The following is a 12,973-nucleotide window of genomic DNA, read 5'->3' as shown; positions in this document are numbered from 1 at the left end:
CTTTAGAGAAAGCTAAAAAGCCTCAGTCATATTGAAGTAAAGTAATGTTTGATTGTTGATAGGGTTTTTACCCACATCTATTCTAAAATTCATTCTGGGTTGAACTTCAATTCGGAGACCTATACCATAGTTGGGTAATATTTCTGATAGTTCATCTAAACTAGGGCCTATTGTTCCCATCCCTCCCCAAACAGCAAATCCTGTTTTAGAAAGCAATCTAGAGAATTTTGTACCTCCAGGAGTATTAAACATATGTCTGTACTCCACAACACCAAGTAGGCTATTTGCATCTCTGTATTGGCCTGCATAGTATCCTCTAATATCAAAAGGAGAACCAACGATAGAAAGAGAGGTAAGAGGGACATCACCTGTAGTTAATCGGGTTTTTACGTGCCAAGCTAATACTTTACGTTCTCCTATGAATGGCAACGATTGAAATTGACGATACTGTAGGGTGTAAACGGAATATGAGTTCGTTGCACCAAAAATATCTGCATAATAAGTGGCATTAGCTTCCAGTAGCATTCCTTTGTATGGATTGGCTGGAATATCTCGGGTGTCATATGAGAGATTTAGACCAATACCAGAACTATAATATTTTATACCATCTTCTGTACCTCCTTGCTCAATGTAATTGGGGTCGTTTACCACTCCTTCAGATGGATTATCCATGGTTGAGTGAAGGAAATCTAAGGATGGTCCTATGTAAAAATCTGAATCAGCTATTTTGAATAGGAATATAGGATTGATTTGATAACCAGTTCTTCTAAATTCGGTAGTACTAGAACTTCTTTCTGTATTTTTATTTGTTTCGAAACCAACTCCGTAGTAGTTATCTTGAATATTTACATAAGAGAAGTTTCCGAATAGTCTAAAGCGATCTTCATTGAAGAATAATTGAGGACGGGTTAAAAGATTTAGTCCTCCCTCAAACATAACGGCAAAGGCAAAAGGAACAACTGAACGCTTCAGGTCTGGATCATCTTCAGTTCTGAAAGTAAATAACATACTTCCTCCAATTAGGAAACCAAAGTCAGGGGTATAGCCTGGCCCTCCGAGAATACTAAACCTAAAATTTTTCTCCTGTTTAGTAGTGTCGGTTTCTTGAAGTAGAGCAGTTGAATCTGCTTTAATATTTTCTTGAGCATTCGTTGATATATTTATCCCAATGACAAATAAGAGGATAAATAAAAGGTGTTTGAAATAGTAATTCATTGAAGTAAATAATCGAATACTCAATGTCATGCTGAGTTAAGCAAGCTTTTGAGTATTCTAAATTGTTTGTTATGACAATCCATTATCAAAAGTTGTGGTGATTTGTGGAGAAAGCATATTCAAAAATGTAATTATAAAAAAGCATTTCGGAAATCAGATTGGACGGCTATTTTTCAACTTTTTTTCTCTTCATAGCCAAAGTCTTTCCATTAAAATTCACTTGCCACAACCAATAAGGTCTAAAGATTGAACCCTTAGTTAAGTAATTAGACACACTTGCTGATAGAATACGTTGAGGCTATTTATGGTTGTTAACTAACTACTACTGATTTCAATTTTGGTTACTTGTCTGTATTTAATTTTTGGTAGAGGTTGTTGCCTGTGAATGTTTGTATTATTAGAAGCTTGAATTAGTTTATTTTATGATGTTTAATTTTGAGCCCTAAACTGTTTAAGAATGGTGTCTCAAATTGAAATAATACAATTTGGATCTTCTGATAAACAAATATCATTCAAGTAAGAAGATCTCTAAATTTTTATATGCTACTTTTCTTTTTTAATCAAATAATGAGAATTTCCAACAGCGAAAAGATTTCAGGTTTTAGCGACAAGTTTTCGATACTAATTTCTTTTCGCTAAAAAAAATTAAATGATTACTGTATTACTAGATTGTAACATAAACCAATAATACCTTATTCTATTGTGAGTTTTATGCTAGCTATGTTTACTACATGAACTGACAAAATCAACTATTAACCCTCTATTTGCTATAAGCTATACCACTTTGTAGTTTATCAACCCATTATTCTTTATACAGATAACCTATATAATGCCCATTAATAACCGACTCTACACTATACCTGACCCAGAATTGGTTACAAGTGCGAACCTTTTTATAGAAGAGCTTCGCACTTTTGTAACTGACTTTACAGTATTTGATCAGAGTATTGATTTGACATATCCGTTAGAAATTGCCAAACTCTTAAATGATCTTTCCTCAATTAAGCCAGATGTGACCTTTGTGACTCAGCAAGCTGAGCTTACCGAAAAAGTAGCAAACCTGATGAGGCAAGGAAGAGAATTGTATGGTACACTCTCTTTTTTTATTAGAAAGGCTTTTGCAGACAATCAGAGTATTTATCAGCAATTTGGTTTGAGAGAATATGGTGGAGTGAGAACAAATGTTCAGAAAATGATTGTCTTTCTTGAGGTTATAAAGGAACAGGTTTTAATAAATCAAGAGCATTTGGATGAGATAGGTTGTCAGAGTACGGTTTTATTGTCAAACTTAGAACAAGTCATTTTAGATTTGAGAACAGCAGTGCTTATGCAAGATGTAGTTCGAAGAGATCGGAAACAAATGACAGAACTTCGGGTAAAGAAATTGAATGAAATTTATCTACTTCTTAGAAATATTGAAAAAATAGCGAATTTTATCTACAAAGATAGTCCTGAGAAATTACAAAAATTCACACTACCTGTTCGTAGAAAAAAGATCGTTAAAGTAACTGCTTCTAAAGCGTAAAAAGCTTGTACTTTAGTTAGAAAGTGCAAGCTTTTTGTAAATCATTAAACTGAATTTAATTTTTAAATTAACTTCTTTTTCTTCGTTTGGTCCTTTCTATAGAATCTTTCTTAAGCTTGAATTTTTGAATCCATAATGAAAAGAAGAGCAATCCCATTTGGAAAGGTAAGGCTACGAGCTGTGGTTGGAGGTAAACCCATGTTTTATGTGGTAGTTTTTTATAATGTTTCCAGTTCCACCAACTAAGGGTGTAGCTACTTTCTACGTACCAAATAGGAATCATCATAAGTGCTAAAGTGAAAAAGATATATTTAGTACGAGTTTTCTTTTGCATAGGAACAAGTTCCAAGGAAGAACTTAAAAGCAGAGCAAACAAGGAAGAACAAACAGTAATGACATAAAATATCCATCCAAAGTGCATCCCATGCTTTTTCCATAAGACTTTTGTCAGATCATGAATTTCGTCATAATAGGTGACTGCTCCTTTACTTAAGATTAAAGTGAAGAAAAGCATCATCACAGATATGATGAAGACCTCTATCCATTGTGGGTGTTTGAAGGATTTTGAAAATAGTTTTTTGATTAAACGTAAAGGGGCTGTTAGAAATAAGAATATTCCTTTATGTATTCCGAATAAGAATGAACGTTCTTTTTGGTAAGTTGGTAAAACAGGAAGTTTATTTTCTCTCCTTTCTCCAATTCGATCTGGGTAAACTTCGTAAAATGCATTTTGATGACCATTAGTCACCCAAACAAATTTAGCCAAAGTACTTGCGGCATAAGAGAAACCTTGGTCAATAGCTTGAATAAAAGTTCCTTGAGTAATTTGTTCTTTTTTGCATTCTACAATGATAAGTGGCGATTTACATTCATCATCTTGATAAACTACAATATCAGCCTCTTTTGTAGATGAACCCATTTTTACTGGAACACAGACCTGAATACGATGTACTGGATATTTGTATTTATAGATAAGAGCTAAAAAAGTTTTTAGTTGAACAAGTTCTTCTGGATTGCTCAAACTCCGACTTTTCCCATAAGGTAGGTAGGTGACTCTATTCGCCTTTTTATTAAAAATAATATATCTATCCTTTACCGCTTGTTTCAGTTGATTCATATCAAAAAAGAGACCTTATATTCAAAATTTATAGAATAAAAATATAGATAATGTGATTTTATTCTATTTGAATAGCAAGATCTCTATTTTTTAGTAGAAAAGTAAATAATTGGAGGGGCAATTGAGTAATATTTGAACTCTATTATTTCAATCTTAGCTTTTTTGAAGGGCTAAAGATTCCTGTTTTTTTTGATCCAACATCTCTTTCCACTTTAATATTTTATCTGTAAGAGGTGGTTGTTCTAGTGAAATACCTTTTGCGGCTAATACTTTAGAGCTTGGAATAACTTTCCCTTTTTCTAAGTAAACACCTCTAAACTTAGCAATAGCAGCAACTTTGCTGTTTAATAAGAATTTTTGTTCAATGTACCAGTATTTTTCATCCCAGTAAATTAATTCTGTTTCTAAGGTGAATTTAGCGAAAGGAGGGATTTGTTTAATGAAGGTAATCTCTTGAGCATTAACTACTGCAGCCCATTTATTCTTGATTAAATGTTTGAATAGTCCAAACTTGATCATACCGTAGGTACGTCCTAAGTCTGCAAATGCAAAATATCTAGAATTGGTAAGATGAATATTAATGTCACAATCTGAAGGTAGAACACGAAACGTTTGTGTCCATTTAAGTTCATCAGAAGTATTTATGAAAGGTAATTTGAGTAGTAGGGCAAGTAATCTCCAGTAAAGATTCATGTTGGTAAAGTTGAAAATGTTAGTGGGGAATTTGGATGTCTATTTAGAATAGATGAGGTGAGAATAAGAAAGAGGTCTCGAGCGGATTCGAACCGCTGTACATGGTTTTGCAGACCACTGCCTAGCCACTCGGCCACGAGACCTTTTGTCTTTTGCGAGTGCAAATATACGAGCCTCTATGAGAAAATAAAATATCTTTCATGCTTAATCTAGTGATTACTATTTAAGGTGTTGTTTATCAGTGTGATTATTTAATTAAAATATTAGTTAATATCATATGTGATGATATTTCAACCTAATTCAATAGCTATTGAATGGATTTGATTCACCGTTTAATAACATGTTGTATTTATTTTTGTTCAATTTTATACTTCTATTATTGGGAATAAAAAACTTTTCAGTTGTGTTTTTGATATAAAGTCGAAACATTAATCTTTAAATAGTATTATTCTAAGATTATCTTTCTTTATATCAAGAATATTAACTGTAGCCTTTTAATTTTTTTAGATCTGATTTGACAACGTTAAGAAATCACTTACCTTTGAACTGTTGATTATGAAGTACATGAATCCCGAGAGGGATTATATTGATTGACCCTCTTTTAGCAATTTTTTCGATCTCTATTTTTTTAAATTTCATTATATTTTTTGCTTTGTGAAGTGTGTATTTAGGATTAAAGATCATCCTTAATACCGAATAAACCTCTCTTGGAAGGTCTGTTTCTATAATAGGAACAGACCTTTTTTTTATGACTATTTTTATATTGTTACATACTGCTACGTATGTGAATGAATTTAATTTTTTGAATTAGGGTTTTGACAGTGACTTAAGGCTAACAAACAAATCAAGACCAAATTATGAAAAGAATACTTACCCTAACTATCTGTTTTGCTCTTACTATATTTTTTTGCTCGCTAACACTGATTCCACAAACAGTATTACCTGATGTAAATCCTCCAGAAAAGAATTGGGAGTTCTATAAAACTTTCAATAATCAAGATGTTTATTTTGCTATTGAAAACTATCAAGGTGAATTCTATCTATTTGTTCGTTATGGAGTGGATAGTGAGGAGGAAAAACAGTATCAAGTAATACTAACTAGGGAAGAGGCTATCGGAACAGAATGTAGTGAAAAGAATATTTCTGCAGCTCAAATAGAAGGTAGATTACAGCAAATGCTAAATGTAGTTTTGAGTTGTACGGCGCAAGAGTCTGAAGAATCTACAATAATGGAATCGAAGTAACTGACTTGTAAGCTTCTTAATTATTTTTTCTGATTGTTTACATTATTAGCTTTGTAGCGTATCATACTCTATGTGTTATGATAATATGTAACTTTACTTTTTGTTTTGTTATTTGATATAATGAGAAAGTTTTCGATTCTAAATATTTGTATTCTTCTATTTACCCTTTGGAGTTCAACGATTATTTATGGCCAAGAACTCAAGCATAAACCTAGAAAAAGTGAAGTTGGTCTTGTCAACTTTCGAGATGGTGAAAATTATGTAAAAGTAACTTATGGTAGGCCTAAGATGAAGCATGAACGTCATCACCCTTTTGGGTATAATGTTCCGTGGAGGAAATTGTGGCGTTTTGGTGATGATGATGCAACTGAAATTACGTTTACAAAACCAGTTATTTTTGGCGAAGATACCTTGAATACGGGTACTTACGCTTTGTTTGCAATTCCAGATACAGCTGAGTGGACTATGATTGTAAATAAAGAGTTGGGGCAATGGGGTACATTTAAGTACAGGCAAGAGTATGATATCGCTCGTATGAAAATTCCTGCCTTTAAGTCTCCATATGTATTTATGCAGTTCAGTATTTTCTTACAGGAAACGGATGAGTTTTATGGTTGTAATCTGATTGCAATTTGGGATAGACGCTCAATTGTGATTCCTATCAGATTTTTAAAAGAAGAAGACTTATTAATTAATACTGAAGAGGCAGATTCTTTGAATGTTACTGAGTAAATTTGAATAATTCAAACAATTAGAAGCAGTTAAATAGGTTAGAATGAAGAAGTATTTATACATCGTAAGGCATGGTCAGACTAATTACAATAAGAGTGAATTAGTACAAGGGAGACAAATTGATGCAGAGTTAAACGAAAAAGGTTTAGAACAGGCTTCAGCACTTTTTGAATTCTATAAAGATAAATACTTTGATAAATGCTATACATCAACCTTACAGAGAACTTGGCAAACTGTAGACGGCTTTTTACAAGGTGATCTAAAGTGGGAGAAGTTATCTGGCTTAGATGAAATGGATTATGGTGCATTTGAAGGTAATCCTATCGATGACACTGTAATGGCCTTAAATGATGCTTGGAATAGAGGAGAAGTGGATGCAAAAGCGGAAGGAGGAGAATCACCTCAAGATGTACAAGATCGTCAGAAAGAAGCTATTTCATATATAATTTCTCAAAAGGAGGAAAAGCATGTGTTAGTGTGTATGCATAGTAGAGCTATTCGAATTCTATTATGTCTTTTATTGCAAAAGCCTTTAGTAGAAATGAAGAATTATATTCCTAAAAATACAGGAGTGACAACGGTCGTTTATGATGAGGAAACTCAAGAGTTTTCTTTAGAAGATTTTAATAGAGTAGATCACTTAGCTTAAAGAAATAAAAAAGCCTCCTTCATTTGAAGGAGGCTTATAATTAATTTTTTAGCAAGCTTAATTACTGAACATTGAAGTTCAAAATAACAGGCTCAGTACCTTTAGCATCTGTATCTGCAGGTGTAACTGTAAGGCTTACAGAAGTAGCGCCAACAGAAACACTAGTTATTGTTGCTGTAATGTTGTTTCCAAAAGTATTAGCATTTGCATCGAAGCTACCACTAATATCGTCGAAAGCAACACCAAGTACTTGTTCAATTTGATCTAAACCTAGCTCTTGAGCTGTACTTGAAACACTAGTTTCAATAGTTCCTTTAGAATAATCTGGAGCACTAAAAGTCAATGTAAATTGAAGGTCTCCTGATTCGATAAGGAATTCTCTACCTGTTTGAGTAACAGAGCTTGATGCATAGTTTAATGGATCAGGATTACTTTCGTCTTCTCCTCCACAACTAGTCATAAAACTAAGAGCGATAAGGGCTAGAACATATGAGCTCAGCTTGATTAATTTTCTCATGTTTGGCTTTAATTTTTTAATTAGAAAAAATTTTAAAAAATGAGTTTGCCCAAAATCCGTTGTCAATCTACGAATTTCTTTTGTGATCGCCTATTTAAAATGTGAAATATTGAGGTGATTTGTACAAAAATCATATTCATAAGGCTGATTGGAACAAATCAATATAATTTTATTTGAACGGTCTATGTTTTCAATCTGTTGATGATACCATTCAATATTCTGATGATCAAGGTTTGAGGTCGGTTCATCAAGGATTAATATCTGATCAAATCCAAAAAAAGCAAGACCTAATTTGAGCTTTTGTTTCATTCCAGAACTAAAATCTTTAATTGCTTTTTTCTTCGAGTGTTTAAGCTCCATAATCTCGATCAACTCTTCAGGAGTTACTTGTAGGGGTTTGAAGTTTTGGTAAAAATGAATTAACTCAAGTAATGAGAATTCTTCAATAACTTCTGTGTAAGGTCCTGAAAGTGATAGGTATTTATGGATGTCGTCAGGATGAATTTCTGATTGATCTAAGTGGTATGATATTTTTCCTTTAGAGAGAGGGAGAATTCCTGCAAGACTTCGAATGAAAGTTGTTTTACCACTACCATTACTCCCAGTAATAGCATATGAATTTCCAGCTTCGAAAGTGTAGTCTAGATTTTTAAAAATCCAATTTCGTCCAAAACGTTTACCGATGTTTTCTGCGTGGATCTGAATCATTGGAGAGAAGGGGAAAGAAAGAAAAAAGGTTCGGAGTATTTGTGAAAACAAAACTCGGAACCTTTTGATAGTATTTTTTAGTATCCTTTGATAACGCCTCTTGTGGCATTTTTCAAGAAGTCTACAATGATGTTTTTCGCTTCACAGTCATGTACTTCATCTTCTATTTGCTGAATAGCTACTTCTTTACGAAGACCTTTAGCATAGAACGTGCGATACATTTCATGAATCTGACGAACTTCTTCATCGTTAAATCCTCTACGACGAAGTCCTACGCCATTTACACCACAATAGCTCAATGGATCATTTGCTGCTTTTACGAATGGAGGAACATCTTTACGAACAAGAGAACCACCAGCTACAAAAGCGTGCTTTCCTATTTTAACAAACTGATGAATGGCAGCTGTACCACCTACGATAGTGAACTCGTCGATCTCAACATGACCAGCAATTTGTACAGCATTAGAGAAGATACAGTTGTTTGCAATAATACAGTCATGGGCAACGTGAACGTAGGCCATGAGAAGACAGTTTTCGCCAATTTTGGTCATCATTTTATCCGACGTACCTCTATTGATCGTTACACACTCTCTAAGTACAGTATTGTTGCCAATAACGGTTGTAGTATATTCTCCTTCAAATTTAAGATCTTGAGGAACTGCAGAAATCACTGCACCAGGGAATATTTTACAATTCTCACCAATTCGAGCGCCATCCATAATGGTAACATTAGGACCAATCCATGTACCTTTACCAATCTCAACATCTCCATAGACAGTGGTAAAAGGTCCAATTTCTACACCTTCATCAATCTTAGCATTAGGGTCTATGCTCGCTAATGGACTTATCATTCGTTTTTGTCAGTCTTGTTTGAAAACAAATATTTTTAGAGCTAAAGAAAGGAACCTCTTATGAGATTCCTTTCTTTATAACACATTATTGATCTTTTTTGACCAAAGAGGCTGTCATTGTTGCTTCGCAAACAAGTTGTCCAGCAACATAAGCTTGCCCTTTCATCTTGGCAATACCTCTTCGAATAGGCATGATCAGTTCACATTTGAGAACTAAAGTGTCTCCTGGAACTACCATTTTTCTGAATTTACAGTCATCAACTGCTACGAAGTATGTCCAATAATTCTTAGGCTCTTCCATGTTTTTCAACACAAGAATACCACCAGTTTGTGCCATAGCTTCAATCTGAAGAACACCTGGCATTACAGGATTTCCTGGGAAGTGCCCTGGGAAGAATGGCTCATTGACAGTTACATTTTTAACACCAATAACGTAGTTCGGTGTCAATTCTGTGATTTTGTCAACAAGTAAGAATGGATATGCGTGAGGAAGAAGTTGATTCAACTCGTTGATGTCCATGATTGGCTCTTGCTTAGGATCGTAAGCAGGGACATTACTATCCTTGTCTGTCTTAAGCATTAGCTTTTTCAATTTACGAGCAAACTCTACATTGGCAGCGTGACCAGGACGAGCCGCAAGAATTTGAGCTTTGATTGGACGGCCAACAAGAGCTAAATCTCCAACCATGTCTAGAAGTTTGTGACGAGCAGGTTCGTTATTGTGACGTAGTTCTACGTTGTTTAATATACCTTCTTCTTTAACTTCTACTTTTGGTAAGTCGAATACATCAGCCAATTCATCTAATTCTTGCTCAGAAATTAGTTGGTCAACTACGACAATTGCATTGTTGAAGTTTCCACCTTGAATTAAACCTAGTTTTCTTAACGCTTGTACTTCGTGTAAGAAACAGAATGTTCTAGAAGAAGCAATTTCTGTTTCAAAGTCAGAAATATTTGAAAGTAAAGCATGTTGGCTTCCAAGTACAGGTGAATTGTAGTCTACCATTACAGTAAGACGATAATCATCTAATGGAAGTGCCGCGATTTCTACTTTACGGTCTTTATCTTGATAAAAAACACTGTTCGGAACTTCAAAGAATTTTCTTAGTGCTGGTTGTTCTTCTAACCCAGCTTCTTTTAAAGCTTCAACAAACATGATAGAGCTACCGTCCATGATTGGAGGTTCAGGTCCATCAATTTGGATTAGAACGTTGTCGATTTCTAGTCCGACTAAGGCAGCTAAAACGTGCTCTACTGTGTTAACACGAGCTCCATCTTGTTCGATTGTTGTACCTCTAGAGATATCAACAACGTTATCAACATCTGCCTCAACTATAGGTTGATTAGGTAGGTCTGTTCTTTGAAATTTATAACCGTGATCAGGCTCGGCTGGCATAAAAGTCATTGAAGCTGTAGCTCCAGTGTGAATACCCACTCCAGAAACTGTTACGGCCTTTTGTATTGTATGCTGTTTTGTATACATTCTTCGCTTAAATTTTGAAAACGTATTCTAGTAGTCTGTTAAAAAGGTTACACATCTGGTACAGACGACTTTTGAGATAAAAATTCAAGTCGCAAATATGAAAATAATATGACCTATCTAACAAATAATTGACTTTAAATCTGCTAAATAGCCTTAATCTTTTTTCAGATTTGCAATTTCTTTCTCCAATTGCTTCACAGTTTTTGCCAATTCAGGCAAGTTTCTAGTAACTGCAAAAGCTTTTAAATTCTGAGCAAATGAAATAGCTGGAGTTCCCATGATTTTGGTGTTCTCCTCTTTTACAGATTTTGCAAGACCAGATTGAGCTCCAATTTGAGTGCCGTTAGCAACTGATAAATGTCCAGCAACACCTACTTGTCCTCCTATCATACAGTTGTCTCCAATAGTACTTGAACCAGAAACACCAGTCTGAGAAGCAATAACAGTGTTTTTGCCAATCACCACATTATGTGCTACTTGAATAAGGTTATCTAATTTTGCGCCTTGCTTAACAACTGTTGATCCCATAGTAGCGCAATCGACTACTGTATTGGCTCCAATATCTACGTTGTCTTCTAGGATTACATTTCCAATTTGAGGTATCGTTTTGTACGTGCCATCTTTTTGAGGAGCAAAGCCAAAACCATCAGAACCAATAACTGCTCCTGCTTGAAGCGTACAGTGATTTCCAATGATTGTGTCATTGTAGACTTTCACACCTGCGTATAGTGTACAATTGTCTCCAATCGTAACATTGTCTCCAATGAATGTATTTGGGTATATTTTTACGTTATTACCGATTTTCACGTTCTTTCCAATGTAAGCAAAAGCACCTACGTAGATTTGATCTCCTACTTGAGCAGAATCATCAATGAAAGAAGGTGATTCGATTCCTACTTTTAAGCTTAGAATCAATTTTTGATACTCTGTCAACAACTCTGTGAAGGCTACATAAGCATCTTCTACATAAATGAGTGTTGAGGCTATTTCTTTTTTAGGCTTGAAATCCTTATTTACTAGAACAGCAGAAGCATTAGTGCTGTAAATGTGTTCTTCATATTTTGGATTGGCTAAAAATGAAAGAGTGCCTTCTGTACCTTCCTGAATCTTTGAAATATTGTGGATCTTTTTCTCTCCATCCCCAACAACTTCACCCTTTATGATTTGAGCAATTTGATTTACACTTAATTCCATTTCTTCGAACCGTATGGATTGATTAATTCTAGCTTATTGAGAGCGAAAAATTCAAGGATAATATCCCTGTATTTTCACCGACTCAAAATATTGCAAAGATATGATATAAATTCGTAAAGATTATACTGTATTTCAGAATAGCCCTTTACTTAATTATTAATAGTTTCTATTTTCATCAAGGATTATATTCCTCTAAAGGAAATACCCACTGCTAATTGCCTTGTATTTGAAGAAATACCATCTAGAGCATTGTTCTCAAAGAATTCATTCAAATTATACGTCGCAAATAGGTTGATATTGTTCAAGCCTATTCTACCCATTACACCATATCGGAATCGATTGATGTTATAATTTCTTTTTTCTTTAGCAATTACATTACTGCCTTGTCCATCTTCGTATTTGATTTTAGTATGTGTGTCGAAGATGAAACCAAAGTATCCTCCAAGACCAATAACAAAACCTTTACGGTTTGCACTAGTTCTGTAGCGAAACTCAAGTGGGACATCGAAACTATTGACTGCTAATTTACTTTTCTTGATATCTGTAGCTTCCTCAAAGATGTCTCCGACAGGAACGATAATGGTTTTGTTATTATCTGTAGGGTTCTCTCTGATCGTAAAGTCATCTAAAAAATAACTGTCATGTACATAACTAATACCAGGGTTGAAAGTGAATTGCCCTCCCCCTAATGAAAATTCTGGCTGATAAGTAAGTGCAAAGCTGGTTTGACGACCTTTATAATCGAAGTCGTCAGGTGTATCTAATATAGTACCATAAGCAATCTTAAAAGAAGTGTTTTTTAAGACATTACTTATAATTCGTGTAGGATTTTGAGCATACGTGGTACTCATTACTCCTGTAAATAGAAGTGTAAAAAGAATTCTTTTCATGTTATTAATATAAACTAGTCTTAGCTAGTGTAAGGTAAGATGCATCTAAGACAAGAAAAATGAGAAGTGAGAATCTACACTAAAATAATTCTTTTTTTAGAATATTTAACATTTGTAGATTGAAACGATCTGCCTGTTAAGGATTTTGTTCTTAT

13 protein-coding genes and 1 tRNA gene are annotated in these 12,973 nt (G+C 34.3%); 4 read left to right on the top strand and 10 right to left on the bottom strand.

All coding sequences use genetic code 11. The features are described 5' to 3' along the window. Positions 1-12: 12 nt before the first annotated feature. The gene (locus tag BC781_RS05885; protein ID WP_211323668.1) at positions 13-1,245 is read right to left on the bottom strand and encodes a BamA/TamA family outer membrane protein; all 1,233 of its coding nucleotides are present in this window, start codon (positions 1,243-1,245) and stop codon (positions 13-15) included. A gap of 799 nt (positions 1,246-2,044) precedes the next feature. Here BC781_RS05885 and BC781_RS05880 point away from each other — a divergent pair. After that, positions 2,045-2,740, top strand: coding sequence for a hypothetical protein (locus BC781_RS05880; RefSeq protein ID WP_109616284.1), 696 nt, complete (start codon positions 2,045-2,047; stop codon positions 2,738-2,740). Between the two features lie 67 nt (positions 2,741-2,807). On the opposite strand, the gene BC781_RS05875 is transcribed toward BC781_RS05880, so the two are convergent. The 3 genes from BC781_RS05875 to BC781_RS05865 form a co-directional block, all read right to left on the bottom strand. After that, positions 2,808-3,857: a type I restriction enzyme HsdR N-terminal domain-containing protein gene (locus BC781_RS05875; RefSeq protein ID WP_109616283.1), complete on the bottom strand. Its 1,050-nt coding sequence runs from the start codon at positions 3,855-3,857 to the stop codon at positions 2,808-2,810. Between the two features lie 153 nt (positions 3,858-4,010). Then, positions 4,011-4,550 carry a thioesterase family protein gene (locus tag BC781_RS05870; RefSeq protein WP_109616282.1) on the bottom strand — a complete coding sequence of 180 codons (540 nt, stop codon included), beginning with the start codon at positions 4,548-4,550 and terminating at the stop codon, positions 4,011-4,013. A 72-nt stretch (positions 4,551-4,622) separates the two neighbouring features. After that, a tRNA-Cys gene (locus BC781_RS05865) sits at positions 4,623-4,693 on the bottom strand. A gap of 714 nt (positions 4,694-5,407) precedes the next feature. On the opposite strand from BC781_RS05865, the gene BC781_RS05860 reads away from it, so the two are divergent. The 3 genes from BC781_RS05860 (at position 5,408) to BC781_RS05850 (ending at position 7,175) form a co-directional block, all read left to right on the top strand. Continuing rightward, entirely contained in the window at positions 5,408-5,794 is a 387-nt protein-coding gene (locus BC781_RS05860; protein ID WP_109616281.1) for a hypothetical protein, read from the top strand. A gap of 120 nt (positions 5,795-5,914) precedes the next feature. Next, entirely contained in the window at positions 5,915-6,526 is a 612-nt protein-coding gene (locus tag BC781_RS05855) for a DUF2911 domain-containing protein (protein WP_109616280.1), read from the top strand. 43 nt (positions 6,527-6,569) lie between these two features. Then, complete coding sequence (locus BC781_RS05850) at positions 6,570-7,175, top strand: histidine phosphatase family protein (protein WP_109616279.1); 606 nt, start codon at positions 6,570-6,572, stop codon at positions 7,173-7,175. 61 nt (positions 7,176-7,236) lie between these two features. Here the strand turns inward: BC781_RS05850 and BC781_RS05845 are convergent, their stop codons facing one another. The 6 genes from BC781_RS05845 to BC781_RS05820 form a co-directional block, all read right to left on the bottom strand. Further along, entirely contained in the window at positions 7,237-7,692 is a 456-nt protein-coding gene (locus BC781_RS05845) for a hypothetical protein (RefSeq protein ID WP_109616278.1), read from the bottom strand. A 90-nt stretch (positions 7,693-7,782) separates the two neighbouring features. After that, complete coding sequence (locus BC781_RS05840; protein WP_109616277.1) at positions 7,783-8,400, bottom strand: ABC transporter ATP-binding protein; 618 nt, start codon at positions 8,398-8,400, stop codon at positions 7,783-7,785. Between the two features lie 77 nt (positions 8,401-8,477). Then, positions 8,478-9,251 carry an acyl-ACP--UDP-N-acetylglucosamine O-acyltransferase gene (gene lpxA, locus BC781_RS05835; RefSeq protein WP_109616276.1) on the bottom strand — a complete coding sequence of 258 codons (774 nt, stop codon included), beginning with the start codon at positions 9,249-9,251 and terminating at the stop codon, positions 8,478-8,480. A gap of 85 nt (positions 9,252-9,336) precedes the next feature. Next, the gene (locus BC781_RS05830) at positions 9,337-10,734 is read right to left on the bottom strand and encodes a bifunctional UDP-3-O-[3-hydroxymyristoyl] N-acetylglucosamine deacetylase/3-hydroxyacyl-ACP dehydratase (RefSeq protein WP_109616275.1); all 1,398 of its coding nucleotides are present in this window, start codon (positions 10,732-10,734) and stop codon (positions 9,337-9,339) included. A 153-nt stretch (positions 10,735-10,887) separates the two neighbouring features. Beyond that, a complete protein-coding gene (lpxD, locus tag BC781_RS05825) occupies positions 10,888-11,928 on the bottom strand; it encodes a UDP-3-O-(3-hydroxymyristoyl)glucosamine N-acyltransferase (protein ID WP_109616274.1) in 1,041 nt (346 codons plus the stop codon). A gap of 182 nt (positions 11,929-12,110) precedes the next feature. After that, positions 12,111-12,818, bottom strand: coding sequence for a porin family protein (locus BC781_RS05820; RefSeq protein WP_109616273.1), 708 nt, complete (start codon positions 12,816-12,818; stop codon positions 12,111-12,113). Between the last annotated feature and the right edge of the window lie 155 nt (positions 12,819-12,973).

Source organism: Sediminitomix flava, from assembly GCF_003149185.1.
Lineage (GTDB): Bacteria > Bacteroidota > Bacteroidia > Cytophagales > Flammeovirgaceae > Sediminitomix > Sediminitomix flava.
The sequence above is the reverse complement of the archived record's forward strand: the minus strand, read 5'-3'. Positions and strand labels throughout refer to the sequence as shown.

Bases quoted from the DNA above. Each gene is read 5' to 3' on its own strand.
- BC781_RS05885 (WP_211323668.1), bottom strand. From the start codon at position 1,245: ATGACATTGAGTATTCGATTATTTACTTCAATGAATTACTATTTCAAA.
- BC781_RS05880 (WP_109616284.1), top strand. From the start codon at position 2,045: ATGCCCATTAATAACCGACTCTACACTATACCTGACCCAGAATTGGTT.
- BC781_RS05875 (WP_109616283.1), bottom strand. From the start codon at position 3,857: ATGAATCAACTGAAACAAGCGGTAAAGGATAGATATATTATTTTTAAT.
- BC781_RS05870 (WP_109616282.1), bottom strand. From the start codon at position 4,550: ATGAATCTTTACTGGAGATTACTTGCCCTACTACTCAAATTACCTTTC.
- BC781_RS05860 (WP_109616281.1), top strand. From the start codon at position 5,408: ATGAAAAGAATACTTACCCTAACTATCTGTTTTGCTCTTACTATATTT.
- BC781_RS05855 (WP_109616280.1), top strand. From the start codon at position 5,915: ATGAGAAAGTTTTCGATTCTAAATATTTGTATTCTTCTATTTACCCTT.
- BC781_RS05850 (WP_109616279.1), top strand. From the start codon at position 6,570: ATGAAGAAGTATTTATACATCGTAAGGCATGGTCAGACTAATTACAAT.
- BC781_RS05845 (WP_109616278.1), bottom strand. From the start codon at position 7,692: ATGAGAAAATTAATCAAGCTGAGCTCATATGTTCTAGCCCTTATCGCT.
- BC781_RS05840 (WP_109616277.1), bottom strand. From the start codon at position 8,400: ATGATTCAGATCCACGCAGAAAACATCGGTAAACGTTTTGGACGAAAT.
- lpxA (WP_109616276.1), bottom strand. From the start codon at position 9,251: ATGATAAGTCCATTAGCGAGCATAGACCCTAATGCTAAGATTGATGAA.
- BC781_RS05830 (WP_109616275.1), bottom strand. From the start codon at position 10,734: ATGTATACAAAACAGCATACAATACAAAAGGCCGTAACAGTTTCTGGA.
- lpxD (WP_109616274.1), bottom strand. From the start codon at position 11,928: ATGGAATTAAGTGTAAATCAAATTGCTCAAATCATAAAGGGTGAAGTT.
- BC781_RS05820 (WP_109616273.1), bottom strand. From the start codon at position 12,818: ATGAAAAGAATTCTTTTTACACTTCTATTTACAGGAGTAATGAGTACC.